This is a genomic window from Actinoplanes sp. NBRC 101535 (genome assembly GCF_030269225.1).
Lineage (GTDB): Bacteria > Actinomycetota > Actinomycetes > Mycobacteriales > Micromonosporaceae > Actinoplanes > Actinoplanes rectilineatus.
In genome coordinates this window covers 323,800-349,597 of the sequence record NZ_BSSY01000010.1, presented here as the reverse complement: position 1 = coordinate 349,597, position 25,798 = coordinate 323,800, and the positions used below count along the sequence as shown (strand labels likewise).

At 69.4% G+C, this 25,798-nt stretch carries 25 protein-coding genes; 10 read left to right on the top strand and 15 right to left on the bottom strand.

Translation table 11 applies throughout. The features are described from left to right. Positions 1–61: 61 nt before the first annotated feature. The 6 genes from QSK32_RS27775 to folP all read right to left on the bottom strand — a co-directional run bounded on the left by QSK32_RS27775 (position 62) and on the right by folP (position 4,048). On the bottom strand, positions 62–358 hold the full coding sequence (locus QSK32_RS27775; protein WP_045744071.1) for a hypothetical protein: 297 nt from the start codon (positions 356–358) through the stop codon (positions 62–64). 4 nt (positions 359–362) lie between these two features. Beyond that, positions 363–1,595, bottom strand: a complete 1,233-nt coding sequence (locus QSK32_RS27770; RefSeq protein ID WP_285473566.1) for an ABC transporter permease — start codon at positions 1,593–1,595, stop codon at positions 363–365. A 126-nt stretch (positions 1,596–1,721) separates the two neighbouring features. Further along, a complete protein-coding gene (locus QSK32_RS27765) occupies positions 1,722–2,243 on the bottom strand; it encodes a DUF3180 domain-containing protein (protein ID WP_045744072.1) in 522 nt (173 codons plus the stop codon). Continuing rightward, a complete protein-coding gene (gene folK, locus QSK32_RS27760) occupies positions 2,240–2,767 on the bottom strand; it encodes a 2-amino-4-hydroxy-6-hydroxymethyldihydropteridine diphosphokinase (protein ID WP_045744073.1) in 528 nt (175 codons plus the stop codon). Before folK ends, QSK32_RS27765 begins: the two co-directional genes overlap by 4 nt. After that, positions 2,764–3,126: a dihydroneopterin aldolase gene (gene folB, locus QSK32_RS27755; protein WP_045744074.1), complete on the bottom strand. Its 363-nt coding sequence runs from the start codon at positions 3,124–3,126 to the stop codon at positions 2,764–2,766. Before folB ends, folK begins: the two co-directional genes overlap by 4 nt. Positions 3,127–3,235: 109 nt before the next feature. Then, a complete protein-coding gene (folP, locus tag QSK32_RS27750) occupies positions 3,236–4,048 on the bottom strand; it encodes a dihydropteroate synthase (RefSeq protein WP_063775537.1) in 813 nt (270 codons plus the stop codon). 363 nt (positions 4,049–4,411) lie between these two features. Here folP and QSK32_RS27745 point away from each other — a divergent pair, with 363 nt between their 5' ends. The 7 genes from QSK32_RS27745 to QSK32_RS27715 all read left to right on the top strand — a co-directional run bounded on the left by QSK32_RS27745 (position 4,412) and on the right by QSK32_RS27715 (position 12,517). Next, on the top strand, positions 4,412–4,684 hold the full coding sequence (locus QSK32_RS27745) for a hypothetical protein (RefSeq protein WP_045744076.1): 273 nt from the start codon (positions 4,412–4,414) through the stop codon (positions 4,682–4,684). Between the two features lies 1 nt (position 4,685). Beyond that, complete coding sequence (locus QSK32_RS27740; RefSeq protein ID WP_045744077.1) at positions 4,686–5,048, top strand: hypothetical protein; 363 nt, start codon at positions 4,686–4,688, stop codon at positions 5,046–5,048. A 367-nt stretch (positions 5,049–5,415) separates the two neighbouring features. Further along, complete coding sequence (locus tag QSK32_RS27735) at positions 5,416–8,316, top strand: ATP-binding protein (protein WP_425394661.1); 2,901 nt, start codon at positions 5,416–5,418, stop codon at positions 8,314–8,316. Position 8,317: 1 nt separating this feature from the next. Continuing rightward, positions 8,318–10,255, top strand: coding sequence for an MFS transporter (locus QSK32_RS27730; RefSeq protein WP_502872561.1), 1,938 nt, complete (start codon positions 8,318–8,320; stop codon positions 10,253–10,255). 5 nt (positions 10,256–10,260) lie between these two features. Next, the gene (locus tag QSK32_RS27725; RefSeq protein WP_045744121.1) at positions 10,261–10,803 is read left to right on the top strand and encodes a hypothetical protein; all 543 of its coding nucleotides are present in this window, start codon (positions 10,261–10,263) and stop codon (positions 10,801–10,803) included. Further along, positions 10,800–11,915 (top strand): M23 family metallopeptidase, encoded by a 1,116-nt coding sequence (locus QSK32_RS27720; protein WP_285473564.1) that lies wholly within the window; start codon positions 10,800–10,802, stop codon positions 11,913–11,915. Before QSK32_RS27725 ends, QSK32_RS27720 begins: the two co-directional genes overlap by 4 nt. Further along, positions 11,915–12,517 (top strand): hypothetical protein, encoded by a 603-nt coding sequence (locus QSK32_RS27715; RefSeq protein ID WP_285473575.1) that lies wholly within the window; start codon positions 11,915–11,917, stop codon positions 12,515–12,517. Before QSK32_RS27720 ends, QSK32_RS27715 begins: the two co-directional genes overlap by 1 nt. A gap of 2 nt (positions 12,518–12,519) precedes the next feature. On the opposite strand, the gene QSK32_RS27710 is transcribed toward QSK32_RS27715, so the two are convergent. The 3 genes from QSK32_RS27710 to QSK32_RS27700 all read right to left on the bottom strand — a co-directional run bounded on the left by QSK32_RS27710 (position 12,520) and on the right by QSK32_RS27700 (position 14,607). Next, entirely contained in the window at positions 12,520–13,017 is a 498-nt protein-coding gene (locus tag QSK32_RS27710) for a hypothetical protein (RefSeq protein WP_285473563.1), read from the bottom strand. A gap of 51 nt (positions 13,018–13,068) precedes the next feature. After that, on the bottom strand, positions 13,069–13,350 hold the full coding sequence (locus tag QSK32_RS27705) for a hypothetical protein (RefSeq protein ID WP_045744080.1): 282 nt from the start codon (positions 13,348–13,350) through the stop codon (positions 13,069–13,071). Between the two features lie 261 nt (positions 13,351–13,611). Then, the gene (locus QSK32_RS27700) at positions 13,612–14,607 is read right to left on the bottom strand and encodes a WXG100-like domain-containing protein (RefSeq protein WP_285473562.1); all 996 of its coding nucleotides are present in this window, start codon (positions 14,605–14,607) and stop codon (positions 13,612–13,614) included. 245 nt (positions 14,608–14,852) lie between these two features. Here QSK32_RS27700 and QSK32_RS27695 point away from each other — a divergent pair, with 245 nt between their 5' ends. Genes QSK32_RS27695 through QSK32_RS27685 form a run of 3 tightly spaced genes read left to right on the top strand, consistent with a single transcriptional unit; the run spans position 14,853 to position 18,458 of the window. Next, positions 14,853–17,453, top strand: coding sequence for an FtsK/SpoIIIE domain-containing protein (locus tag QSK32_RS27695; RefSeq protein ID WP_285473561.1), 2,601 nt, complete (start codon positions 14,853–14,855; stop codon positions 17,451–17,453). Between the two features lie 37 nt (positions 17,454–17,490). After that, positions 17,491–18,186, top strand: coding sequence for a hypothetical protein (locus tag QSK32_RS27690; RefSeq protein WP_285473560.1), 696 nt, complete (start codon positions 17,491–17,493; stop codon positions 18,184–18,186). A gap of 11 nt (positions 18,187–18,197) precedes the next feature. Next, positions 18,198–18,458, top strand: coding sequence for a hypothetical protein (locus QSK32_RS27685; protein WP_045744083.1), 261 nt, complete (start codon positions 18,198–18,200; stop codon positions 18,456–18,458). A 7-nt stretch (positions 18,459–18,465) separates the two neighbouring features. Here QSK32_RS27685 and folE read toward each other — a convergent pair whose 3' ends face one another. The 6 genes from folE to dacB form a co-directional block, all read right to left on the bottom strand. Next, on the bottom strand, positions 18,466–19,113 hold the full coding sequence (gene folE / locus QSK32_RS27680; protein ID WP_045744084.1) for a GTP cyclohydrolase I FolE: 648 nt from the start codon (positions 19,111–19,113) through the stop codon (positions 18,466–18,468). Further along, a complete protein-coding gene (gene ftsH, locus QSK32_RS27675; protein ID WP_285473559.1) occupies positions 19,110–21,125 on the bottom strand; it encodes an ATP-dependent zinc metalloprotease FtsH in 2,016 nt (671 codons plus the stop codon). Before ftsH ends, folE begins: the two co-directional genes overlap by 4 nt. A 298-nt stretch (positions 21,126–21,423) precedes the next feature. Next, positions 21,424–21,999, bottom strand: a complete 576-nt coding sequence (hpt, locus tag QSK32_RS27670; protein ID WP_045744125.1) for a hypoxanthine phosphoribosyltransferase — start codon at positions 21,997–21,999, stop codon at positions 21,424–21,426. A 64-nt stretch (positions 22,000–22,063) separates the two neighbouring features. Then, on the bottom strand, positions 22,064–23,038 hold the full coding sequence (tilS, locus tag QSK32_RS27665; RefSeq protein ID WP_285473558.1) for a tRNA lysidine(34) synthetase TilS: 975 nt from the start codon (positions 23,036–23,038) through the stop codon (positions 22,064–22,066). Between the two features lie 2 nt (positions 23,039–23,040). Further along, positions 23,041–24,099 (bottom strand): Rv3626c family coenzyme F420 biosynthesis-associated protein, encoded by a 1,059-nt coding sequence (locus QSK32_RS27660; protein WP_045744126.1) that lies wholly within the window; start codon positions 24,097–24,099, stop codon positions 23,041–23,043. 59 nt (positions 24,100–24,158) lie between these two features. Continuing rightward, entirely contained in the window at positions 24,159–25,604 is a 1,446-nt protein-coding gene (dacB, locus tag QSK32_RS27655; RefSeq protein WP_052720718.1) for a D-alanyl-D-alanine carboxypeptidase/D-alanyl-D-alanine endopeptidase, read from the bottom strand. Positions 25,605–25,798: the final 194 nt, after the last annotated feature.

Below are 25,798 nucleotides of genomic sequence, written 5' to 3'. Positions count from 1 at the left end.
CTATTCCCTGCGGGGCGCCCGGCTCAAACGACGAGCGTCACTCCTTGCCCTACGACAAGAATCAGTCCTTGCTGAGGTAGTCGATGAACGCCGCCCGCAGCAGCGGCTCCTGCTCACCGAGATCGCGGCCCTCGAGCTCACGCCAGAGCGCGACCGCCTCGTCGATGGCCGGCCCGATCGAGTTCGGAGCGCCGTCCAGAGCAGCGGCCTCGTCGGCGTCGGGCAGGTGACGCAGCACCGACCAGAAGAAGCCGACATCACGGCGTTCCCGCGCCCTGGTGAAGGCACGTTCCCGGAGGTCCTCGGTGGGCAGAGCGTCCAGTTCGGCGAAGCTGGGCCTGGTCATGACCAACAGCATACGGTCAGCGGCCGGCGCCCCACGGGCCGTCGTCCCAACGGTCACTCCGCTTGGCCGGCTCGGACGGGGAGTTCCAGGTCTCCGGCAGGTCGGGCGACCAGACGGTGCCGCTGGACGGCGCGGCGTTCCAGTCCGGTCCGGCGACGGACGAGGCCGGACTCGCGTACGACTCCACGATCCGGGTCACGACCAGGCCGCCGAGCAGCACCGACGCCGCGATGGCGAAGAGTGCGATGTTGAGGTCGGTCCGGTTGGCGAAGTCCAGGAACAGCGTCAGCGCGGTGACCGCGAACAGGGTGCCGAAGATCCCGCCGCGGCGGCCGTACGCACTCGTGCCGGCCAGCATGGCCAGGCCCAGGGCGATGCCGCTCCACTCCATGCCGGTGTCCGGGACGACCGGCCCGTCCGCCGACGCGGCGATCAGCACACCGGCGCCGACCGCGAACAGGGTGGACAGCACCAGGGCCAGCAGCACCGGCAGGGCGGCCGCGGCGCCACGGCGCAGGGCCGGGTCGCCGACCGGGCGCATCCGGCCGAGGAACCGGCGGATCGGTGAGATCGCGCCGAGCATGCCGCCCAGCAGCGCCAGCCCGGCGAACGCGCCGAACAGGATGAACGCCTGACCCGTCGGGTCCCAGTCGCCCTGCACCACGACCGGCTCGGGACGCAACTGCACGAAGACGATCGCGGCGAGCCCGGCGACCAGGGTGGCCGCCCAGCCGGGCACGTGCAGGACCAGGACCAGCAGGGCCACCGCCAACGCGCCCGCGGCACCCAGGATCAGGGCCGGGACGACCGACTCGGCCAGGCCCTTGTCACCGTTCTCCGCGTACTGGAAGGCGGCGGCCAGGGCGACCGGGCCGAGCGCCAGGTTGGGCACGCCGGCCCGCAGGCTCAGACCGGCACCGAGGGTGAGCAGACCGATCGAGGCGCCGGTGACCAGCAGGGTGTCGAGCGCGGGACGTTGCAGGGCGGCCGCGTCCTCGCGGAACAGGAAGAAGCCGAGCACCCCGGTGACGACCAGGAGGATGACCTCCCAGCCCAGATGGATGCCCAGGCGGTCCCGGCCGTCCGTGTCGGGCAGCGGGATCGCGCCGGTGGACGACGGCGACCGCGGCGACTGGTCGAGCGTGTTGCCGGTGGTGTCCTCGAACTGCACCCGCCGGCGGTAGGCGGCCGGATCGTTGTCGGCGGGCTCGCCACCCGGCCGGCGGTAGGTCGCCTCGTCGTACGCCATGGTCGCGCCTCCTTACGCCTCCAACGGGCGGTCCGGAGGCGCACGCTACTCCGGCTGAGTGCCGCCCCCGCTAGCATACGGACACAGCACGGCCTCAGTTCAGAGGCGGATGTCTGTCGACGACCGTCAAAGTCGTCCGCTCCGCCGCCCGGTGTCGTCGTCCTCCCGGTCGTCGCGTTCCGGCACCCGGCAGGCCCGCTCCAGCCACAGTGCCGCACCGATCAGGACGATCGCCCCGATCAGGGTGGCCGCCGCGGCCGGCACGTCGTCGCGCGCCGCGGTGGTCGGCTCGACCAGCAGCCACGCGAGCAGGCCGGCGGCGAACCCTGCGGAGAGCGCACCGACCAGCGCGGACGCCTTGGCCAGGGCGACGAACCGGACCACCGCGAGCGGCTGCACCGGTGGGGCGCCCCGCTTGCGCTGGATCCGGGCAGTGGTGTTCTGCGCCAGATAGGCCTCGACGAGTGCCAGCACGAAGAGCACCGCCGCGCCGGTCCACGGCAGCGGGGTGAGCTGGTAGAAGGAGTAGCCGATCAGCAGCCAGCCGCCGGCCGCGGCCGCCAGCGCGGCCACCACCAGCGCGGACACACTGGTCGGACGGAGCGACGGGTCGTTGCGGTGGCCGGGTCCGGTGGGATCGGTGCTCACCGCATCGACTCTAGCGACAGATCGGGGCGGGGCGTCATCGCGGCGATGTCGTCGGCGAGCCCCGGCGCGTTGAGCAGATCGGTGAGCCAACCGTGTCCGGGCAGCTCGCCGTGCGGATGGATGTCGATCCACGGGCGCAGAACGAACGCGCGCAGGTGCGCGCGCGGGTGCGGGAGGGTCAACTCGGGGTCGTCGGCGAGCACCGGCGTGCCGTCCGGCTCCCAGACGGCGATCACGTCGACGTCGAGCGTGCGCGGCCCGAAACGGCGCTGCGGGTCACGGACCCGGCCTTCGGCCGATTCGCAGGCCTGTGCCCGGTCCAGCCAGTCGCGCGCGGTCGCGCCCGCGTCGTCCACGAGCACCACGGCATTGAGGTACGGGGGCTGAGCGGCGTCCCCCCACGGCGGCGTCTCGTACACGCCGGACACCAGGACGACGTGCGCGCCGAGCCGGTCGACGGCGGCCCGCAGATGGGCGTACCGGTCGCCGAGGTTGCCGCCCAGGGAGAGGATCGCCCGGGTCACGAGCGGCTCCGGCGCAGCGTGACGGCGACGTCCGCGAACTCGTGCGGGATCGGCGCCTGCGGTTTGTGCACGGTCACCTCGGCGGCCTCGACCCGCGGGTCGGCCAGGCACACGTCGAGCAGCCGATCGGCGAGGCGTTCGAGGAGGTTGACCGGTTCGCCGGTGAGCACCTCGACGAGACGGCCGGCCAGCTCGCCGTAGTGGACGGTGTCGGTGACGTCGTCGGTGGCCGCCGCCCGGGACAGGTCCAGGTCGAGACTCACGTCGACGACGAAGTCCTGGCCCTGCTCGCGTTCGAAGTCGTAGACGCCGTGGTTGCCGCGGGCGCGCAGGCCGGTCAGCGTGATCCGTCCGGTCATCGGTCCCCTCCGTCGGTGGTGCCGGCCCGGCCGATGCGGGGACCGGGCTGCTGCTTCCAGGGGCGGGCCGCCCACTTCGAGGGACGGCTCACCTGCTTCTGCGGACTGCTCACGGCGTACCCCGGAATCGCGGTGAGCCGGTGGCGCGCCAGACGGCGATGGCGTCGGCGGTCGCGCGCACCTCATGCACCCGGACCCCCCACGCGCCGGAGGCGACCGCCAGGACCGACGTGGCGAGCGTGGCCGCCTCGCGGCCGCCGACCTCGCGGGGCGTGCCGTCCTCGTCGGCGAGCAGCCGGCCCAGATAGGTCTTGCGGCTGGCCGCGAAGAGCACCGGGAAGCCGAGGTCGACGAGTGCGCCGAGGTTGGCACTCAGGTTCCAGTTGTGTTCCGCGGTCTTCGCGAACCCGAGACCCGGATCGAGCACGATCCGGCTCGGGTCCACTCCGGCCGCCATCGCGTCGTCGGCCCGGGCCCGCAGCTCGTCGCGCACCTCGGCGACCACGTCGGAGTAGACCGCGAGCTTCTGCATGTCCCGGGAGTGTCCACGCCAGTGCATCAGGATCCACGGGCAGCCGGCGGCCGCCGCCACCTGCGCCATCCTCGGGTCGGCGAGCCCGCCGGAGACGTCGTTGATCGCCACTGCGCCGGCCGCGACGGCCGCCTCGGCGACCGCGGCGCGGGACGTATCGATGCTCACCGGTACGCCCTCGGCGAACAAGCGCTCGATCACCGGAACCACCCGGGCGATCTCCGTGGGGGCGTCCACACGGTCCGCTCCGGGGCGGGTCGACTCGCCGCCCACGTCGATGACGTGCGCACCTTCGCGAAAAAGAGTGACGCCGTGGTGAACCGCGGCTTCGAGATCGGTGTATCTCCCCCCGTCAGAGAAGGAGTCCGGCGTCACGTTGAGGACACCCATCACGACCGGGTGATCCCGGTGGAGTAGCTCAGCACCCGTGAGCTGCGCGTCTGTTGGCGAGGTCGGCACCAGAGAAGGGTACGGGTCAGCGGTGATTCGAACAGGTGTACGATCCCACGTGACTCGTATTCATCCACTCCTTCACCTTGGGTAACGAAACGGGCGCTTGTTGCTCGCAAGTACGAGCCGTACTCTTCGGATCTGGGCATCATGAAGGAACCGAAGAGAGCAGACGAGCATGGCAGTGCCCGAAGGGCTCACTCGACGCGGTGAGTCAGAGGTAGCACGATATGGGCGTTGCCTGAGGGCTTCACAACTGCAGCGTGTCCGCACCCCCCATACCGGACACGGGGAGGTTTACCGATGATCGCCACCGAGCTCGCCGGACAGGTCGCCATCCTGGCGGCAGACCCCAAGGGCATCAACACCGAAGGCATCGTCACTTTCTTCGCGAGCAACATCGCACCGATCCTGCTCGCGGTCCTCGGCGTGATCTTCATCGGCCGGGCCAGTCGTGGCGAGATCTCCAAGGTCGTCACCAGCTCCGCCATCGCCATCGTGGGCCTGGCGTTCATCGCCGGTGCCGCGACACTCTTCTTCGTCGGCGAGTTCCTGATCAAAATGATCTTCAACTGAGATGCGGCTCAGGACCGACGACGACATCTACCGGGCCCGCCTGGTCTACCTGGGCCCGCCCGGATACACCCTGCCCGTGCATCTGCCGTACGCGCAGTACGGGATGTTCGTCGTGCTGGTGCCGCTCTTCATGGTCGGCCACTACCTGCTGACGCTCGAGTTCGACCCGTTCCCGGCGTGGGAGATCGCCCTCGCCATGGTCACCACGTCGTACGTGTTCCGGCACGTCGACCCGGACCGGCCGGCCCGTGTCGTCATCCGCACCGCGCTCACCGACTGGCGCCGCACCCGCGAGCCCGCCGTGGAGCAACGCGATCCAAGACTTGTCGCCACTCGCATCCGTGTTCGGGAGGAGTTGGTATGACCAGTTGGGCTGTCGTGCGTCTCGGTGGGGTCCAAGGATGACCGGAACCCCTCCGCACGGGCATCCCCGCGCGGACGCATCTCGCCAGAGCAGGCAGAGTAACGGTGTGCACCCGAACGCCTACTCTTCGCCTGATTCGCTTGACGCCGTCGAGGAGTACGTCACCGCGCCGGCACACGGTGGGGTGGGCGTCTTCCAGTCCCCACAGAACGTACGGACGACACCGGCGGCGGGGACCGACACCACCTTGGACATCGACTCCCCGTTCCTCGATCTCTTCGGGGGCGCGCCCGGTAACCGGAACACCAAGCCCGCACCCGCGGCTCCGCCTGCTCCACCTGCTCCGCCCGTTGCGGAACCGGCCCCCGTGGCGCCGGCTCCGGAGCCCTCCCCCGGATGGAACGGGGCCCCGTTCACCCGCGCGCCGATCGGCCCCAAAGCCGACTACTTCCCGGAACCGACCACCGAGGAGCGCGTGCTCGCCGCCGAGGAGGCCGAGTACGACTCGTGGCCGCCGGCCGCGGCGCCGCTCCCCCCGGTCCCCGACGAGCCCCTCTGGCAGAAGCGGACCGACACCTCGCTGCCCGTCCCGGTACCGGAGAAGGCTCCTGCCCGGCGCACCGAGAAGGCGCCCGCGCCCCGCCGCCCCGACCCCAAACCGGTCAAGGCGAAAGACGCCAAAGAGCCCAAAGCCGTTTCGGTACGCCGTCAGAAACTCAAGTTCAGCGACCGCGACCCGGCGATGGAACTGGCGATCAGCGAGATCGCCGGGCACCTGACGTTCACCCAGAGCACCGTCACCGCGTGGTACCACCTGCCCGAGGTGCGCTGGGCGTTCCGACCCGACGCCGAACGCGAGGCGCTGCTCAGCGCGATCTCCGAGCAGTACGCCGGACTCGCCGGTTTCCGCCTGCACCTGCGCCGCACCACCCGGCCGTTCCCGGCCGACGAATGGGCCCGCACGGTCGACTCGTTCACGCCCAAACCGCTGCCCGACGTGCACGGCGGCACCTCCTGGTCCGACCACCTGGTCGCGGCGCAACGGCACCTGCTGTCGGTGAACCACGCCGAAGGCCAGACGTACCTCGGCGTGACGTTCGCGCGGCGGTCCCTCGGCGACACCTTCTCCGAACGGATCCTGCGCGTCTTCGGCCGGGGCACGTCCGACGGCGAACGGCGCAAGCTCGGGCGTACCGTCGAACAGTTCGACGAAGTGCTCAACGCGTTCGGCATGCGGGGCCGCCGGGTCACCCCGCAGGAACTCGAGTGGCTGCTCTACCGCTCGGTGGCGCTCTGCATGGCCCCGCCCGGCCTGCTCTCCCCCGTCTCCAACGGGCACTGGGAGACCGGTGACCTGCTCGCCCTCACCGAACAGGTGGAGCGCTACCGCACGCCGTACGGCTCGACGGTGAAACTCGTCAACCGGATGTCCGGCGAGGAACGACACGTCGCCGTCCTGTCCGTCGGCCGGATGGAACCGCTGGAGATCCCGGAGAAGCACGAGCCGTGGATGCACTTCCACGAGCGCCTGCCCTGGCCGATGGAACTCTCGTCCCGGATCGACATCCTCGGCTCGAACAGTTCCTTCAACAACCTCGAACACCGGCTCCGCATGATCCGGTCCCAGCAGCTCGACTACGCCGAACACGGCATCGACGCGCCCCCCGAGTTGGAGCGCCTCGCCAAGCGGGCCCTGGTGATCGGCGACGAGATGACCACCGGCCTGCCCACCGACTCGGCCCGCGCCCACGGCTGGCACCGGATCGCGGTCGGCGGCGCCACCCGCGAGGAATGCCTGGAACGGGCCCGGCGGCTCATCCAGCTGTACTCCCGGGAACTCCGCATCTCCCTGCAACACCCGAAGAACCAGGACCAACTGGCCCGGGAATTCATCCCCGGCGAGCCGATCGCCAACACCGGATACGTACGCCGGATGCCGGTCAAGCTGCTCGCGGCGGCCGTCCCCCAGGCGGCGTCCACGGTCGGCGACCGGCGCGGCGACCTGATCGGGCGGACCGCGGGCACCTGCCGGCGCCCCGTCTTCCTCGACCTGCACTTCCCGATGGAGGTGCGGGAACGCTCCGGACTCGGCGTGTTCGTCGCCGAACCCGGAGGCGGCAAGTCGACCCTGATGGGTGCACTCGGCTACCTCAACGCCCGCCGCGGCGTCCAGGTGACCCTGCTCGACCCGTCCGGGCCCCTCGCCCGGCTGTGCCAGATGCCGGAACTCCGGCCGTACTCGCGGGTACTGAACCTGACCGGCTCCGAACAGGGGACGCTGGCGCCGTACGCGCTGATCCCCACCCCGGTCCGGTCCGAGTTCACGACCGGCCCCGCCGGCGACCGGGAATACGAGATCGCAGTCTCCAACGCGCGGGCCGAACGCCGCATGCTCGTCCAGGACATCTGCTCGATGCTGGTGCCGCCGCAGGTCGCCAAGGAGGCCTCCACGGCCACCCTGCTCCGGCACGCGGTCCGACAGGTCCCGGCGGAGGAGACGTCCACGCTGGACGACGTCGTGCGTACCCTCCAGAACCTCGACAACGACGAGGGCAAAGAACTCGCCAACCTGCTCCTCGACACCGCCGAGATGCCGCTCGCACTGCTGTTCTTCGGGCACCCGCCGCCCCACCTGCTCGGCGCCGACTCGGCGCTCACCGTCATCACCATGGCCGGCCTGCGCCTCCCCGACCTCAAAATCGAGCGGGAATACTGGTCGGCCGAAGAATCACTGGCGCTGCCGATGCTGCACACCGCACACCGGCTCGCCGTCCGCCGCTGCTACGGCGGCTCCATGTCGTCCCGCAAAATGGTCGGCCTCGACGAGGCCCACTTCATGGAGGGCTGGCGTTCCGGGCGTTCATTCCTGGTACGCCTCGCCCGCGACTCCCGGAAGTGGAACCTCGCGGCGCTGGTCGCCTCGCAGAACCCGCGCGACATCCTCGGCCTCGACGTGCAGAACCTCGTCTCCACCGTCTTCGTCGGCCGTATCGCCGAAGACCAGGAGATCGCCTCCGAGGCACTCCGGCTCCTGCGAGTCCCGGTGCACGACGGGTACGAGGCGACCCTGGCGTCCCTCTCCCAGGTCGACACCTCGTCCCAGAACCGTCTGGGCTTCCGGGAATTCGTGATGCGGGACGTGGACGGGCGGGTCCAGAAGGTAAGAGTCGACGTGTCGTACGTCGACGGGCTCCTTGAACATCTGGACACGACACCGGGGGTGCCGCCGCCGGCGGTCGTACCGCTCCCGTCCGACCTGGAGGTTTGAGATGGTGAGGCGGGGGCTGGCACTGATCACGACGATGTTCGTGGTGGTCGTGGGGTCGATCGTCTGGGCGGTGGCGGCACCGCAGGGCGCGTTCGCGGCGCCGGCGCGCGCCCCCGGCGGCCTATGCAGCACCGAGGAGTGGTCCCAGGACATCCCAGGCTGCGTAAAACGCCTAGCAGCGGTCAGCAGCACACGGGCCCAATGCCTCGATCTCCCGGCGCCTAGTACTCCGGATTCAGGACTAGCGGGATGGTTCGCGGAACGGCCGTCTTCCTCCACTAAGCCTGGCCCTCAAGGCATCTATAGCAGATACGGCTACGCCGGATACAGCTATACAACTTACGACCTAGACAGCGCCTGTGCGGCAACTATCGTCGATACGGACCATAAGGTCGAGACGACCATAGCCAACGGCGAATTCATGATCGCAACAGCGATCATCGGAGCTTCTAACGCCCTTCGCGAACGCGCCTGGGACCCTCAGGAACTTTGGGGCTGGTCTGACCCCCTCGTCCAGCAGGCCACAACAGCGGTATACGAAAAAGTATTCACAGTATTCGGCACTATCACCTTAGCAATCATTGGCCTGTATCTAATTTGGCGCTCACGTCAGGCAGAGATGGGAGCAGCCACTACCACCGTCGGTTGGGCTATCCTAATCATGGTGGCGGTCACTGCAATCGCAGCCTGGCCTGTAAAATCCGCAAGCATTGCCGACCAGAGTCTCATAACAACGTTAAATGTTGTTCATGACGCCGTGGGACCAAGGCCTGCCGATGGCGATGCCAGCGCGGGCTGCAAACTGGGCAATCCCGATGCTTGCAAGGATAACCGGCCGCCCGCCGTCCGCGCGAGCGACACTGCCGCCGAAACCATGCTCTACAGGAATTGGCTGCGCGGAATTCTTGGATCAGCCGATAGCGAAACGGCTCAAAAGTACGGTCGCGCCCTCTATGACGCACGGTCACTAACCTGGGCTGAAGCACAGAGAATCCGAGAAAATCCCGACACTCGCTATGCGACATTGCAGGCCAAAGGCGATCAATGGCGAAAGGTCGCTGAACAGATCAAGAGCGAAGACCCTGAAGCCTACGAGTATCTTCAGGGCGTTAATGGAATGGAACGCATCGGGGCTGGTTTTATCGCAGTCCTCGCCGCAGCCCTCTTTGCCATGTTTGATCTGACTGCTTCGATCCTTGTTCTGCTTGGTTTCTTGATTTTTCGATGGGCCGTTATCGCTGCGCCTATTCTTGGCACGATTGGGTTGCTTCGGCCGGCCAGTGCTGGGATTCGGCGGCTGGGGAACGCGGTGGTGGCCGCGGTGTTCAATATTGCGATCTTTGGCACCGGCGCCGCGATCTACCTGTTCGCCGTTGATCTGATCATGAATACGGCCAGCCTGGCGGGCTGGTTGCAGGTGGTGCTGGTGTGGCTCACCGGCGTGGTCGGGTGGCTGCTCCTCCGGCCCTACCGGCGGATCACGCAGCTCGGCGGCAAGGACGGTGCGGCGGCGATCGCTTCCGGCGGGTCCTGGCATCGCCGGTTCTTCCGGGACATGCGGGAAGCGGCCAAGCTCGAAGTCGCCGAGGGCGGCGGCACGCGGGAGCCGACCTTCGGCAAGGACGGGCGGACCGTTTACGTCGAGCAGCGTTCGCTCCGGCCCGAGGCCCGGCTCGAGGACCCGGCCCACTCGTCCCGCCGTGAGATCGAGACCGTCGCCGCCCCCACGGCGTCGAGCCGTCCGGACGGCAACGAATCGGTGCGGGACGACGCCCCGGCCCGCAAGGAGCAGGCGGCTCCGACTCGTACAAGAGGCCGGTCTGAATGGTCCGAACCGGACGCCGGTGAACGCCCGACGTCATATGCGATCTACCGGCCCGAGACGGGTTCCACGACACAGGAGCCGGCTAGCCCCCGGGTGCGCTCCGAGGCCAGGTGAGGGACGTGCCAAAACTCCTCGAACGCGGCCTGACCGGACTGTTCCGGTCCCGGTGGGGCATCGGTCTCGTGCTGATCGTCCTGGTCTTCCTGGTGGTCGGCATCGGACGGCTGTTCTCGGACGGGAGCACCAGCCCGTCGCTAGGCGCGGGTAGTCCCGCGCCGGCGATCAGCGCCGACCCGGCCGAGGACGACAGTGTCGTCTCCAGCGTGACCCCGCCGACCCCGAAGACCAGCCCGGGTGGGGCACAGCCGGAGCAGGTCGCGTACGCGTTCGCGTCGGCCTGGGTGAACCACCAGGACGTCAGTGCCGAGAAGTGGCTGGACCGGCTACTGCCCAATGCCACGAAGAACCTGGCCGGGCAGTTGAGCGGCGTCGATCCGGCGGGTGTGCCGGCCGAACGGGTGATCGGCCGTCCGAGCCTCGCGGCGGTCAACAATTCGATGGTCAACGCTGTCGTCACGATGAACTCCGGCAAGCTCACCCTGCGGCTGGTCGCGCCCGACGGGCTCTGGCTGGTCGATGGCATCGACTGGGAAACGGCGTGAGAGTCCCCCGGCCGCGCAAGATCGTTCTGCTGGTCTCGCTGGTGGTGACCCTGGCCCTGCTCTGCTGCGGGGGCAGTGTCACCCTCATCGTCCTCGGCAGCATCTCCGACGAGAACCCCGCGATGCTGACCTCCGCGACGGGCTGCGGGGAGAACGGTCCGGTCGACCCCGATGCGAAGCTGCCCGAGTTGAGTTCCTACGGCGCGGCGCAGATGCGCAACGCCGCGGTCATCATCAACGTCGGCGCGGAACTGCAGATGCCGCCCCGGGCGTGGGTGATCGCGGTGGCGACCGCCATGCAGGAGTCCCGGCTGTCCAACCTCGGGCATCTCGGTGCGAAGAACGACCACGACTCGCTCGGCCTTTTCCAACAGCGTCCGAGTTCCGGATGGGGCACCCCGGACCAGGTCCAGGATCCGGTGTACGCGAGCACGAAGTTCTACAAGAAACTGAAGACCGTCGACGGCTGGCAGACGATGTCGCTGACCCGGGCGGCGCAGGCCGTGCAGATCAGCGCCTACCCGGACGCGTACGCCAAGCATGAGCCGATCGCCACCCAGATCGTCAACACGCTGGCGGACGGCGCGGCGAACGCGGCAGGTGATTCGGTAGCCATGGTCTGCGCGGCCGGCAGTCAGGTCGCCGCGTCCGGGTGGACGATCCCGCTGAAGGCGCCCGTCGGCTCCGCGTTCCGCAGCCCGGAACGCCCCAACCACCAGGGTGTCGACCTGAGCGTCGGCAGGTACACACCGATCGCCGCGGTGGCCAGCGGTGTCGTCTCGGTGGTCAAATGCGACGAGGACTTCCGCGGCCGGAAGACCTGCAACTCGGACGGATACCCTGGTAAGGGCGGCTGCGGGTGGATGGTGGAGATCCTGCACGCCGGCAATGTGATGACCCGTTACTGTCACATGGTGCAACGGCCTTTCGTCCGCGAGAACCAGCAGGTCGCCGCCGGCGAGATCATCGGCCGGGTCGGGACGAGTGGCAACTCGTCCGGCCCGCACCTGCATTTCGAGGTCCACCTGAACAACGACCGGTCCAGCACGGGCGCGATCAACCCGGTGCAGTTCATGCGCGAGCAGGGCGCGGCGTTGGGGAACGAAGGATGATGCGCGGATCGGTGCCGGACCCGTTCGCGGGGCACGAGGCGTGGGCTACGGAGTCGCCGCGTCCCATCGTGCCGGTGCCCGCCTCGATGAGCGGGTCGATGCGAGGTCGGCGGGTTCTCATCGGTCTGCCCGGTCACGGTTGGCGAGCCGATCTGCGCGCTGACGAGAAGGTAGTCCAGGGCAGCCGCACCTATGTGCCGGTCATTCCGGAGGCGGAATGGTATCGCGCGGAAGCCGAGCAGACCGAGGTGTTCGCCCCCTTGGTTCCGCTGGAGAGGGTCTGGGTCGAGGACTACGGCGTTTCCCTGGGGCCTTCCGGAATGGGCGACGAGGCGTCACTTCTCGTCTCCCTGGACGAGCCGCCACGGCGCAATCCGATAGCGGCCCTGGACGCTAAATCCTTGACCGGTCGTCGCGTAGTCGAAATGACCAGCGGCACAGATGAGCGCCGCGACCTACGGGCGGTAACTGAACTTCATACCAGCGATGACGGCAGCATCTGCGTACGCGTCACGACCGAGCTGGAGTGGTACCGCTGGGCCTGGGCAGGCAAAACCCCCCGAACCCTAGAAATCCCCGCCAACACCCTATGGGCCGAATAGCCCTATAGCCTTTCAGAAGAGCAGACTCTCCAACCATCGTCATCAACGACCCCAAACGACCACGAGTCAGAAATTTGCTCACTGCCGTCTGAAATAGATTTTGTTAAGTCAACATCTACCGTACCGATATTCCCATTGGTTGAAACCTTGAGATCCTCCCAGGCAACCTGAATACTTATGGAGTATTGAGATTCCCGGCTGATAATATCATTCTTATATTCAGAAATCTGAGAAAGATCTCCACCGGATTCGCATGCGTAAAGAGCAACCTGAGCCTCGTCACGGTTGACGAGATATGCGCGTAGGAAGTTATCTACTACGGCGTCGGGGGCGGTTCGCTTGATCTCGGTGGACTGGTCGTAGATCAGGAAGATGGCTCCTGCTCCGCCCAGGCAGAGCAACGCGGTGATGCCGCCGGTCAGGGCCAGCAGCAAGCGCGCTCGGCGGCTCTTCAACCGGCCCCGCCGCAGGCCCGCCATTCCCGGCTCGGACGTCACCACCGACTCAGCCCCTTCCCGACTCTCCCCACTCACGACACTAGTTCGTCCCGGTCAGATCTCGAGTGTCAGGAAGTCCGCCCGGAACCCCCAGTGCCGCTGAATCTCCACTATGGCCTCTTTGACCACGGCCAGGTCCTCCGACGGGACCGCCGAGCCGTCGTCCCAGTGTGGCGTCGCCGTCAGGTAGAAGCCGCAGCTCTCCATCCCCCGGTCCACCGGCAGGGTCATGCCGTGTCCCGCGTATTCCACGCGCATCGTCTCGCGGTCGACGCTGCGCAGGGTCACACCGGTGTCGGTGCGGGCCGCTTGGCTGCGGATGTCGTGGACGCCCATGCCACCTCCGTCCGGACTCACGAGAATCGGACCACGCGATACGCGAACCACCCGCCACGCGGACCACAGACCGCGGACCACAGACCGCGGACCGCGGACCACCCGACAAGTGGATCACCGGCGTGCCGACTGCCTGAACCGCGAAGTCCAGCACGGCCGAGACCGAGACCCCGCGACCGCCGGACGTCAGCGCACCGGCCGTTGGACCGCCGGCCATTGGACCGCCGGACATCAGGGCTCCGGGCATCAGGCCGCCGGGCATCAGGCCGCCGGGTCGATCACCGTCATCGCCGTGACCTCCTGGTTGCGGTCCAGCGCCTTGCGTTCGATCTCGTTCCAGATGCTGTCTGTTCGTGGGTTGTGCGTCCAGGCGGTGACCTGGCCGCTGGCGGATTCGGCATACCGTTCGGAGAGCCGTCCCCAGATGTCGCGGGCGTGGGTGGTGCGGACCGGTGAGTCCTCCTTGAAGAGCCGCATGTCGTCGAAGACGCGCCCGCCCGGCGTCTGCTCCAACGTTACCGACCGGATGCCGTCCGTGTTCGCCTCAGCATAGAGACGCATGCGGATGCCGTCTGCGGTGCGTCCGGAGTAGAACGTCGCGCCGTCCGCCGGGCTGCGGACGTCCGCCTGTTCCACCTCGCGCATCAGCCGGTGGAATGCCGAGTTCTGGCCGAAGTGCCGGGCCAGGTTCTCGGCGCCTTCGGCGGCGGCCCGGCCGCCCGCGGTCTGCAACAGGCCGGCGGCGCGGGTGAACGTCTGGGCGATCTCACCTTCCACCGTCTGCAGGGACCGGTGGACGATCTCGCGGCAGGCGAGCCTGGTGCCGGCGACGAAGACCGGGATCTCGGCGAGGGTGACGCCGGCCGTTGCGAACGCGGTCGCCGTCGCCTGGCCCACCTGGAACGCCAGGACGGTCAACTGGGCGATGAACGCGGTCTTGGCGGCCACGGTCACGCCGGCCATGGCGATCAGCCCGGCGCCGATCATCTCGGCGGCGAGGGCCGAGTCGGTCAGGTGCCGGCCGGGCCCGTCCGCGCCGTTCCACCAGCGTTCGAAGGCTTCGACGGAGGCGCCTTCGTTCTCCGTCCACACCCGCCGGGCCGCACTGTCGGCCTGGGTGGCGTGGGCGCGCAGGCGGGCGGCGTGCTCGATCCAGGCGCGTCCGTCGGCGTAGAGACGGTCCTCGTCGGCCTCCGGCCAGCTGAGGCCGATCCAGCTCAGCGGTTCGACGAGTTCCGGCGGCAACGTGATGGTCATGCCCACCCTCCTTTCCGGGGCTCGGCGCATGGGGTCGACGACGGGTGAGGGGCACAGGGTTGACGACAGGTGAAGGGCACGGGGTCAACGACGGGTGAACGGACTGCCTGTGAGGGTGGATACCGCCGAAACACGCTTCGAGTTCACCCCGACACGTTCGGTGTCACCACTGGCACGAAAGTGGCACCGGGTACGCAACGCGGCGCGTGGTCGGGTCTGGGATAGGTTTTATCCGCGGACAGGAGGTGGTAGCAGTGGCGGATTCAGCTCTGCGGGTCCGGCAGGCCGCTGCTCTGCACCGGCAGGCGGTGGCGACGGCGGATGCGGCCTCTGTCGCGCTGGAGGCGTTCGCTCCGACCGTTGCCGACCCGCGCGGACAGCATCGGCTCGCCGAACGGTTGCGGGTGGCGGCTGCCCAGTTGGCGCCCGGGTGGCTCGGCGCGCCGCTGGAGGCGTTGTCGCCGGCGACGCCGCTCAACAACATGACCATGCCGGGGTTCGTGCGGCTCGGGGTGGCGCAGCCGCTCGACGACGTCCGGTTCCCGGCGATCGTCCCGCTGCTCGGCACCGGTCATCTGACGATCGACGCGACGGCCACCGATCCTCGGGTGTTCGGCCTGTTGCGGGCTCTGCTGCTGCGGTTGTTCGCGGCCGCCCCGGCGGGTTCGTTGTTGATGCGCACGGTGGACGGGATCGGCGGCGGCGCGGTGTTCGCCCCGTTCGAGGAGTTGTCCGACGCCGGTCTGATGTCGCCGCCGGCGGTCGACCGGCAGGGTCTGCGTGACGTGCTGTCCGAGGCGGAGAAATGGCTGCGCCCGGTGCGCGCCGGGACGCCCGCCCGGCGGGCTCAGCGGGACCGGACGATGCTGGTGGTGATCGCCAGCCTGCCGGAGCTGACCGAGGGTGAGGAGTTGCGCCGGATCGCGGCGCTGGCCCAGCAGGGACCGGATTCCGGCCTGCATCTGATCGTGGCCGGCTGGCCGCCTCCGCCGTTGACCGCGGAGACCACGCAGGCGCCGCTGCCGCGGACCACGTCGGTCTCGGTCCGTAATCCGTATGCGATCGTCGGCGATCCGCCGGGTGGCACGTTCGGGTCGGAGCCTGCGGCGACGTGGCTGAACGCGCCGGTGTTCCTCGACGACGAGCCGCCGCCGCATCTGATCGCCGCGGTCTGCCAGGAGCTGGCCGCGGATTCCGCCGAGGCGTCCCGGGTGACGTTCACCGATCTGCTGCCGGACGCCGCCGAGGAGTTGTGGTCCGGGGACGCGGCGGCCGGGGTGGAGACGGTGGTCGGGCATCACGGTGACGTGCCGCTGGTGTTGCGGTTCAACGACTTGACGCCGCACTGGATGGTGGGCGGCCGGTCCGGTGCCGGCAAGACCGCGTTCCTGATCAACGTGCTCTATGGGCTCGGTGCCCGGTACGGGCCGGATCAGCTCGCCCTCTACCTGCTCGACTTCAAGGAGGGCGTCTCGTTCGCCGAGTTCGTGCCGACGCAGCGCGACCGCACCTGGTTGCCGCACGCGCGGGCGGTCGGTGTCGAGTCGGACCGGGAGTACGGCCTGGCCGTCCTGCGCGAGCTGGACGCCGAGATGGGCCGCCGCTCGATGGCGTACAAGAGGGCGGGTGTCTCCCGGTTCGCGGATCTGCGCGCGGTGGCGGCCGAGGAGGGGCGCGGTGGCCCGTTGCCCCGGATCCTCTGCGTCATCGACGAGTTCCAGGTGCTGCTGGCCGGGAACGACCCGATGGCCGCGGAGGCGGTGGCACTGCTCGAGTCGCTGGCCCGCAAGGGCCGCTCCTACGGGATACATCTGGTGCTGGCCAGCCAGACGGTGCTCGGTGTCGAGGCGCTCTACGCGAAACGTGACTCGATCTTCGGACAGTTCCCGGTGCGGATCGCGCTTCCGGGCGGCGGCGACGTGCTGGAGCCGACCAACGACTCGGCGGCGGGGCTGCCGATGGGCAGTGCGGTGGTGAACACCGCCGGTGGTCTGGGCGGTCCGCGGGGTGCGACCCGTGGTCACGAGCGGGTGGTGCGGTTCCCCGATCCGCACGCCGATCAGCGGTTGTTGAGCGATCTGCGGCACCGGTTGTGGGGCGCCCGCCAGCCGGAGGCACAGCCACCCCGGATCTTCGCGGGTTACGCGCATCAGCATCTGGCCGACGATCCGACGTTCCGTGCGGCGCTGGCCGGCCGGTCGTCGCGCCCGACGGCTCTGGTGGGCCGTGTGATCGACGTAGGGCTCTCCACCGCCTCCTTCCCCCTGGACTCCTCACCCGGGCGGCATCTGGCCGTCCTGGGCTCGCAGAGGGCCGGGGCGGACGTGCTGGACGCGGCGGCCCGCAGTGTGGCCGCGTGTCACGCGCCGCGCAGCACCCGGTTCGTGATCGCCTCGCTGGTCGCCGAGAGTGACGCGCTGGCCGAGGCGCTGGCCGCCGAGATCCGCCACCGGCAGGAGGTGGTCGTGGTGGACGCCGCCGGCCTGGCCGCCGAGCTGGACCCGGAACGTCCCGGCTACCGGGTGGTGTTCGGGATGGACGCCGCGCCGGCCGGGTCGCTGACCGGGCTGCGTCAGCTGCTCCGGGAGGGTCCGGCCCGCGGCTCGCACCTGTTGTCGTGGTGGCGGGGTGTGCGCCGCTTCGGCGAGGAGACCGGCGGCAGCATGGGCCGGGAGGACGTCGCCGGCCTGCTGTTCCTGAACGTGCCGCAGTCGGACGTGACGTTGATGTTGGGGCGCCCGGTGGACTGGCACCCGCGGGAGAACCGGGCGCTGCTGCACGACCGGCATGCCGACCGCACGGTGACCGTGGTTCCGTTCGTCCAGCCGGAGAGTGACGTCCCGTGACCAGACAGGGCAGGATGACCCCCGGAAGTGACGTCCCGTGACCGAACAGGCCGAACAGCGGGGCGTCGTGCCGGCGCAGGCGGCGCCACCGGCCGACGGCCCGTGGGCGGAGTACCTCGCCGCCGCCCGGGAGCTGGACGCGGTGCGCCGGGCGGCGAGTTCGGCGGCGGGCGAGCATGCCGCCACCGTCGCGGCCGCACGGCAGGAGCTTTCCGCGGTACGCGCACGGCTCGCTCCCCAGCGGGCCAGATTCGTGCGTGACGTAGGCGTACCCGAACATGATCTTTTTCCGCAGGCTGTCGATCAGGTCTCGGCTGACGCGGCGGTGGCCGGTGGACCGGCTGCCGTGCTGGCCGCGCTGCAGCAGGCCCGGCTCACCGCGGACGCCGCGGATCACGCCTTCATCGGTCCGCTGCCGTCCGGTGCGTCCCGGCCGTGGATGCGCAACCTGGTGATCTACGGGCCGTTCGCGGCGGTGGTGCTGCTGGTGCAGGTGGTGCTGTTCCTGCTCGTCGGTTCGCCGCCGGATTACGCGCTGGTGTGCGGCCTGAGCCTGCCGCTGCTGGCGTTCGGGCTGGGGTGGGCGACGATCGGTTTCGTGTACGGGGACGAGACCGTGCCCAGCGGTGAGGGTGTGCCGGTGGATCGCACGCCGGTGATGGGCGCCGTGGTGTGCCTGGTCCCGGTGCTGCTGACGTGTATGGGCCAGGGCCTGCAGAGCCTGTTCAGCTGAGAGGACACCCGATGGCGAACGTCGAAGAGGTCAAGGCGAGTGTCGCCGCGTCGGTGGACGGTGCCGGGCGCGCGGTGACCGGCATCCAGGGCGTCGCCGAGCAGCTGGATCAGTCGCTGGCGTTGCTGCGGATGACCGCGGTGGGGTCGTTCCACCCGGCGGCCGCGGCCGCCATCGCCCACCTGGAGCAGGCACGGACCAGGCTGGACGAGGCGACGCAGCTGGCCCGGGCCGCGATGGACTCGGCGAACCAGTTCCGGAGCATGATCTAGGTATCGGTCAGCGGGCGTTGATGAGCGCCATCGCCTCGGCGCGGACCTTGCCGTCGCTCTGGAAGGCACCGCGGACCGCGGAGGTGACGGTGCGGGCGCCGACCTTGCGGATGCCGCGCATCTCCATGCAGAGGTGCTCGCATTCGAGGACGACGATGGCGCCGCGGGCACCGAGTTTCGCCATCAGCAGGTCGGCGATCTGTGAGGTGAGGCGTTCCTGCACCTGTGGCCGGCGGGCGAAGACCTCGACGAGCCGGGCGAGCTTGGACAGTCCGGTGATCCGGCCGTCGACGCCCGGGATGTAGCCGATGTGGGCCACGCCCTTGAACGGCAGCAGGTGGTGTTCGCACATGCTCTGCACCTCGATGTCGCGGACCAGGACGAGTTCCTCGTGGTCCGCCTCGAAGGTGGTGGTGAGCACGGTGGCCGGGTCGACCCGCAGGCCGGCGAAGAGTTCGGCGTAGGCGCGGGCCACCCGGGAGGGGGTGCGCTGCAGGCCGTCGCGGTCCGGGTCCTCGCCGATGGCGAGGAGGATCTCCCGGACCGCCTTCTCGATCCGCCCGAGGTCGACGGCCTGCTCGACCGGCGTACCGGTGAGCTTGCCGTCGACCAGCCGGGCGGCGAGGTAGTCGAGTTCGTCGTGCGTGCTGATCAGTTACTGCCTTCCGCACCGTTGGCGCTGGGGTTCTGGCCGACCGCGATCTGACCGTCCGCCTCGGCCTGCGCCTTCAGCTTCTCCCGCTCGGCGGGGGTGAGCACCGGCGGCGCCTCGGACGGCAGGCGCTTGCCGAAGCCGTTGAAGGGCGACATCGGCGGGCGCTTCTGCACCCGGGCGCAGATCCGGTTCATGTCCTCCTGCGTGATGGTCTCCTTCTCGATCAGCTCGAGGACCATCGTGTCGAGGACGTCCCGGTATTCCACCAGGATCTCCCAGGCCTCGTCGTGGGCCAGCTCGATCAGGGCGCGGACCTCGGCGTCGATGTCGGCCGCGACCGAATCGGAGTACGCCTTGTCGTGCCCCATGCTGCGTCCCATGAACGGCTCGTCGCCGGTGGTGCCGTACTTGACGGCGCCCAGCTTCGAGCTCATGCCGTACTGGGTGACCATGGCCTTGGCCAGTCCGGTCGCCTTTTCGATGTCGTTGCCGGCACCGGTGGTGGGCTCGTGGAAGACGAGCTCCTCGGCGGCCCGGCCACCCAGCGCGTACGCCAAGGTGTCGATCATCTCGGCGCGGGTCTGGGTGTACTTGTCCTCGGTCGGCAGGACCAGCGTGTGGCCGAGCGAACGTCCACGCGGAAGGATCGTCACCTTGTGCACCGGGGCGGAGTGCGGCAGCGCGTACGCCACCAGCGCGTGTCCACCCTCGTGGTACGCCGTGATCTTCTTTTCCTTGTCGGACATCGCCCGGGTGCGGCGCTCGGGACCGGCGATGACCCGGTCGATCGCCTCCTCGAGGAACTCGTTGGAGATCGCCCGCTTCTCGTTCCGGGCGGTCAGCAGCGCAGCCTCGTTGATCACGTTGGCCAGGTCGGCGCCGGAGAAACCGGGCGTCCGGCGGGCCACCGAGGCGAGGTCGACGTCGGGCGTGAACGGCTTGCCCTTGGCGTGCACCCGCAGGATGGCCTTGCGACCCTCCATGTCCGGGTTGTCCACCGGGATCTGCCGGTCGAACCGGCCCGGGCGCAGCAGCGCCGGGTCGAGGATGTCCGGCCGGTTGGTGGCCGCGATCAGGATCACGCCGCCCTTGGTGTCGAAGCCGTCCATCTCGACGAGCAGCTGGTTGAGCGTCTGCTCGCGCTCGTCGTGACCGCCGCCCATGCCGGCGCCGCGGTGCCGGCCGACCGCGTCGATCTCGTCGACGAAGACGATCGCCGGCGCGTTCGACTTGGCCTGTTCGAAGAGGTCGCGGACCCGGCTCGCGCCGACACCCACGAACATCTCGACGAAGTCCGAACCCGAGATGGAGTAGAACGGCACACCGGCCTCACCGGCGACCGCCCGGGCCAGCAGCGTCTTACCGGTACCCGGAGAGCCGAAGAGCAGCACGCCCTTCGGGATCTTGGCGCCGAGAGCCTGGTACTTGGCCGGGTTCTGCAGGAAGTCCTTGATCTCGTGCAGCTCCTGGACCGCCTCGTCGGCGCCCGCCACGTCGGCGAACGTCGTCTTCGGCGTGTCCTTGGTGATCATCTTCGCTTTGGACTTGCCGAAGTTGAGCACCCGCGAGCCGCCGCCCTGCATCTGCGACATGAACAGCAGCAGCAGGACCACGAGGATCGCGATCGGAAGCAGGTTGATCAGCAGGCTGAGGAGGATGTTGTCGCCGGAGACCTGAGCGTCGATCGTGCCGGTGACCCGGCCCGCACTCTTGGCCTGGACGACGTCCTCCCAGATGGAGGAGGTCACCTCATACGGATACTGGGTCTCGATCTTGTCAGTCGTCTTGCCGTCGAACCGTTCCGAGGTCTCGAGGTCGATCTGGAGCGTCTGCTCCTTGTCCTTCTGGACGACCTGCTTGATCCCGGGCTGGTTCAGACGCTCAAGAGCGACCGAGGTATCTACCCTCTGGTAGCTGGGACCACTGGTGAAGAATGAGCTCAGCGCGACTACGCCGATGATCACCAGAATGATCCAGACCACCGGGCGGCGGAAGAAACGCGTACGTTCCATACTGTTGTCGGGCGCCAAGCGCCCGGACCCTCCTGATCGGCGTCCTGGTCACCTCAACGTCGCCGCCCCACCGGCGGCTGCCGGGTTCGGATACCCCGCGTCGTGGCGGTGAATCATTTTCCGGCCCCTCCGGCGCTCGTGACACCACGCCATCGGTCACTCGACCGTACACCGTAGGTGCCGTTTGCGAACCCGTGAGCCCGTAGGGCGAACTCCCCGTACCCCCATGGAAAGCAGGGCGGTTCAGGTGCAAAACCGCCCATAACCACCTTTACTGTGAACACGCTGGGAAAGCGGTTCAGCTACGGGCGTACACCTCGGGCTTGAGAACCCCGACGTACGGCAACTCCCGGTAACGCTCGGCGAAGTCCAGGCCGTAACCGACCACGAACTCGCTGGGGATGTCGAAACCCACGTACTTGACCGGGACCTGGACCTTCACCGCGTCCGGCTTACGGAAGAGCGCGACCACCTCGAGGCTCGCCGGCTGCCGCGACTCCAGGTACTTCATCAGCCAGGAGAGGGTCAGACCGGAATCCACGATGTCCTCGACGACCAGGACGTGGCGACCGGCGATGTCCCGGTCCAGATCCTTGAGGATGCGCACCACGCCGGAGGACGTCGTCCCCTGCCCGTAGGAGGAGACCGCCATGAACTCCATCTCGGTGGAGGGTCCATGCCGGCCCAGCGAACGGGCGAAATCGGCCATGAACATGACCGCGCCCTTCAGCACACAGACCAGAAGGATGCTGTCGGCAGCATCGGCGTGGTCCGCCGAAACCTGCTTCGCCAGCTCGTCGGTCTTCTCCCGGATCTGTTGCTCCGAGATGATCACGTGGTCGATGTCGGCGTCGTACCAAGAGCCAGCAGCCATGAGGTAAGCCTGCCGCATGGAGGTTACCGATCGTCGAACGGGGCCGGTTTCCGATCAGGAAACCTCACTTGATATGGGCCGGAACCACCCGTACGAGGTCATCGCAACGGCGCGCCACGACGATCCCGGCCGGCAGGTGAACAGGGCCCTGACCATGCCATTCGGACACCAGGGCGGTCATCGCCACCACATGTTTGTAGGCCAGCGCGCCACCGGGGGCACCGAGCTCCCGGGCCCAGCTGTGCAGTACCCGGCCGCGTACAGCGGGTGACAACGCGGTGAGTGACGGGATCGACAGCCCGGCCGCCGATCGCGACGCCTCCAGGGCCGTCACAGCCAGCTCGTCGAGGGCCGTGGTGTCCGCGGCCACCAGGGCCGCCGTCCGGGCCAGGTTGGCCAGCACCGCCGGTCCCAGGGCGGCGACCAGCGCCGGCAGCGCCGAAGCACGGACCCGCGACCGCGCGTACGCCGGATCGGTGTTGTGCGGGTCCTCCCAGGGCGCCAGGCCCAGAGCGGCACACGCCTTACGGGTGTCGGCCCGGGCCACGTCGAGCATCGGCCGCCGCAGCAGGTCCCGCCGCGCCGGCATCCCGGCCAGCCCCCGCGGGCCGGCACCGCGCGCCAGCGCCAGCAGCACCGTCTCCGCCTGGTCGTCGCGGGTGTGCCCGAGCAGGACCGCAGCCGCACCCAGCTCGGATGCGGCCGACCCCAGCGCCGTGTACCGCGCGGTGCGGGCCGCCGCCTCCGGGCCACCGGGCAGGCCGGCCACCGACACCGTCTCGATCCGCACCGGATCGAACCCGGCACCGCGGGCCCACGCGGCCACCGACCGGGCCCGCCGATCGGAACCCTCCTGCAAGCCGTGATCGACCGTCACCAGACCGGCCCGGCCACGCAGGAAACGAGTCGCCGAGGCGAGCGCCAGCGAATCCGCGCCACCCGAACACGCCACCAGCACCAGCGCGTCAGCCGGAAGGTCGGCCAGGCCACGGCGCACGGCGGTGCGCACGGCGGCGACCGGAGGAGGAATCCGGGCCACTGTCAGGCGATCCCGGGGCGGGGACCGTGCACTCGCGTCACCCACGCGTCCGGGTCGCCGATCTCCTCCAGCCGGGGCAGCGTCAACGGCGAGTCGAAGATCTTGTTGAAGCCGGCCATCCCGGCCCGCTCCACCACGCCGTGCACGAACTTGCGGCCCTCCGCGTACTGCCGCATCTTGACCTCGACGCCGAGGAGACGCCGGATCGCCTTCTCCACCGGGCTGCCGCTCTCACGGCGCCGGTTGAACTTGGCCCGGATCTCGTCCACCGACGGGATGACCGCAGGCCCCACGCCGTCCATCACGAACTCGGCGTGCCCCTCGAGCAGGGTCATCAGCGCGGTCAGCCGGTCGAGCACGGCACGCTGGCCGGGAGTCTGCACGATGTCGAGAACGGAGACCCGGCTCTCCGGGTCGCGGACCGCGTCGGAGATCGTCGACACGCTGCGGCGCAGACGCTCCAGAATGTGCTCGCTGCCCTGCGAGGCGTCCACGAACGCCTGCACCTCGCCGAGGAAGTAACCGCGCATCCACGGCACCGCGGTGAACTGGGTCCGGTGCGTCACCTCGTGCAGGCAGACCCACAGCCGGAAATCCCGCGGGTCGGCGTTGATCCGGCGCTCCACCTCGACGATGTTCGGCGCGTTCAGCAACAGCTGACCCGGCTCGCCGGAGAACACCTCGTACTGCCCGAGGACCCGGCCCGACATGTACGCCAGAATGGTGCCCGCCTGCACCCCGGTCACCCGGGAGCCGATCGCGTCGGCGAGCGCACCCGGCGTGTTGTCCCCGGTCAGGCGGCTGACCAGCGGGCTGATCACCTGCCGCAGGCCGGCGATGTTCACCTTCGCCCAGTCGCGGCGGTCGACCACCCGCACCGGCGGGACCTCGGTCTGCGAGGCCAGGCCGGTGTAACTCGCCACGTGCCCGGCGGCCTCGTCGGTCAATGCCCGCAGGTCGGCCACCACCCGGGTGGCCTCGTCGAGAGAGACCGCCGGTCCGGATTTCGACAGCGCGCCCGCGGTCGCGGCGGCCAGATCCCAGTCAACGAACTGCGCCATGCAGCCCACCGTACCCGCGTGACGCACCCGCCGTACTCCGGTGAAACCCCCGGATCAGGTCAGCAACCGCAGGCCACCAACCGGGCCGCCACCCTGTCCAGCGCCGACTTGGCGGTCTGCGCGTCCGGCCCGCCCTTGGCCATTATCGCGAAGGCGAGCACCCGCCCGTCCTTGGTGACCAGCACCCCGGCCAGGGTGTTCACGCCGCTCAGTGTGCCGGTCTTGGCCCGTACGACACCCTGCGCGCTCTGGTTCGGGGCCGGCGTCACGAACCGGGACCGCAACGTGCCGGACCAGCCCGCCACCGGCAGACCGTTGAACAGGTTGGTGAGCGCGGCGTTCTGCCCGCCGGCCGCCAGCCCCAACGCCTGCACCAGCGCGTTCGGGCTGATCGTGTTCTTCGCGGAGAGGCCGCTGGCGTCGTACAGGTAGACCTCGTTCGCGGGCAGGCCCAACTCGACCAGCTTGTCGTTCATCGCGTCCGCGGTGCCCTCGAAACTCGCCGGCTTGCCCGCGGCCAGCGCCACCTGCCGGCCGATCGCCTCGGCCAACACGTTGTCGCTCATCTGCAGCATCCACTCGATGACCTGCACCAGCGGCGGCGACTCGACCTTGCCCAGCTCGGTGCCGGGAGTCACCGTGGAGGCGCTCTCCGGCCCCGCCGAGACGGTCGGTGCCGCCGCCGACGCCGCCGGATCCCCGGCCGCCTGCGGTGCGACACCCTCGCTGACCTGCGACGTCGGCACACCGAGCAGCTTCGCGAACTCCCGGCCCGCGGAGAGCGCCGGATCCGAGTACCGCGGATCACCGCCGTACTCGTTGTGCACCGGACTGACCCGGCCCGCGTTGGTCATCAGCGACTGGATCCGGGCCACCTGGCCGTCGCCGATGTCCCCGGAACCCCAGCCGGTCGCGGTCTCGGTGCCGGTGAACAGCGAGATGTCCACGAGCACCTTCGTCGGCGCGGTACCACCCAGCGCCTCCTTCACCTGCTCGGCGAGCTCGTCCAGCCGCGCCGCGCCGGGGAACAGCGACTTGGCGCCCACCGACAACGAGGCGTCACCCCCACCGATGATCACCACTTCGCCCGGGTTCGCCCCGGCCACCACCCGGGTCTCCAGCCGGTAGGCCGGGCCCCGCGCGGACAGCGCCGTCAGCGCGGTCAGCAGCTTCGTCGTCGACGCCGGCGTGATCATGGTTTCCGCGTTCTTCGCGTAGATCACCGACTCGGTCGCCACATCCATCACCGAGACGTTCACCTCGGAACCGAGCGCACCCGCACTGACCAGCGGATCCAGCGCCGCCTTGATCGCCGCACCGTCCGGGGCCGCGCCGTCGGCGGTGGCCGCGGCCAGCACCGGCGTGGGCGTGGGGTCGGGCGTGAGCGACGGGCTGGGCGAGGTGGTCGCCTCGGCGCCGAGCCATCCGGCGACCGGCCCGGGCCGCACCACGAAGCCCACTGCCGCCACCGCGGCCAGGAGGACCACGACCGCAGAGACCAACATCAGCTTCGTACGCGGACCGCGCCCGCCCGCAGCCACCGGCCCGTCGCCGGTTCCCGGTCCGGCAGCGTTCCCACCGGCCCCCGCCGACGAGTAGGTCCCGGGCGCCGACGACCGGGCTCCCCCTACCGGGGCCGAGGCCCGCCCGTAGGTGTTCCCGCCCTGCGCAGTCCCCGGCGTCTCCTGAGCAGTGCCGG

Excerpts from the sequence above, each read along its gene's own strand:
- QSK32_RS27775 (WP_045744071.1), bottom strand. The coding sequence starts at position 358 with ATGCTGTTGGTCATGACCAGGCCCAGCTTCGCCGAACTGGACGCTCTG.
- QSK32_RS27685 (WP_045744083.1), top strand. The coding sequence starts at position 18,198 with ATGGCGAACGTCGAAGAGGTCAAGGCGAGTGTCGCCGCGTCGGTGGAC.
- QSK32_RS27740 (WP_045744077.1), top strand. The coding sequence starts at position 4,686 with ATGCGGCTCAGGACCGACGACGACATCTACCGGGCCCGCCTGGTCTAC.
- QSK32_RS27700 (WP_285473562.1), bottom strand. The coding sequence starts at position 14,607 with ATGACCATCACGTTGCCGCCGGAACTCGTCGAACCGCTGAGCTGGATC.
- QSK32_RS27660 (WP_045744126.1), bottom strand. The coding sequence starts at position 24,099 with ATGGCGCAGTTCGTTGACTGGGATCTGGCCGCCGCGACCGCGGGCGCG.
- ftsH (WP_285473559.1), bottom strand. The coding sequence starts at position 21,125 with ATGGAACGTACGCGTTTCTTCCGCCGCCCGGTGGTCTGGATCATTCTG.
- QSK32_RS27705 (WP_045744080.1), bottom strand. The coding sequence starts at position 13,350 with ATGGGCGTCCACGACATCCGCAGCCAAGCGGCCCGCACCGACACCGGT.
- folB (WP_045744074.1), bottom strand. The coding sequence starts at position 3,126 with ATGACCGGACGGATCACGCTGACCGGCCTGCGCGCCCGCGGCAACCAC.
- folP (WP_063775537.1), bottom strand. The coding sequence starts at position 4,048 with ATGGGTGTCCTCAACGTGACGCCGGACTCCTTCTCTGACGGGGGGAGA.
- QSK32_RS27770 (WP_285473566.1), bottom strand. The coding sequence starts at position 1,595 with ATGGCGTACGACGAGGCGACCTACCGCCGGCCGGGTGGCGAGCCCGCC.
- hpt (WP_045744125.1), bottom strand. The coding sequence starts at position 21,999 with ATGGCTGCTGGCTCTTGGTACGACGCCGACATCGACCACGTGATCATC.
- QSK32_RS27730 (WP_502872561.1), top strand. The coding sequence starts at position 8,318 with ATGGTGAGGCGGGGGCTGGCACTGATCACGACGATGTTCGTGGTGGTC.
- QSK32_RS27745 (WP_045744076.1), top strand. The coding sequence starts at position 4,412 with ATGATCGCCACCGAGCTCGCCGGACAGGTCGCCATCCTGGCGGCAGAC.
- QSK32_RS27715 (WP_285473575.1), top strand. The coding sequence starts at position 11,915 with ATGCGCGGATCGGTGCCGGACCCGTTCGCGGGGCACGAGGCGTGGGCT.
- dacB (WP_052720718.1), bottom strand. The coding sequence starts at position 25,604 with ATGTTGGTCTCTGCGGTCGTGGTCCTCCTGGCCGCGGTGGCGGCAGTG.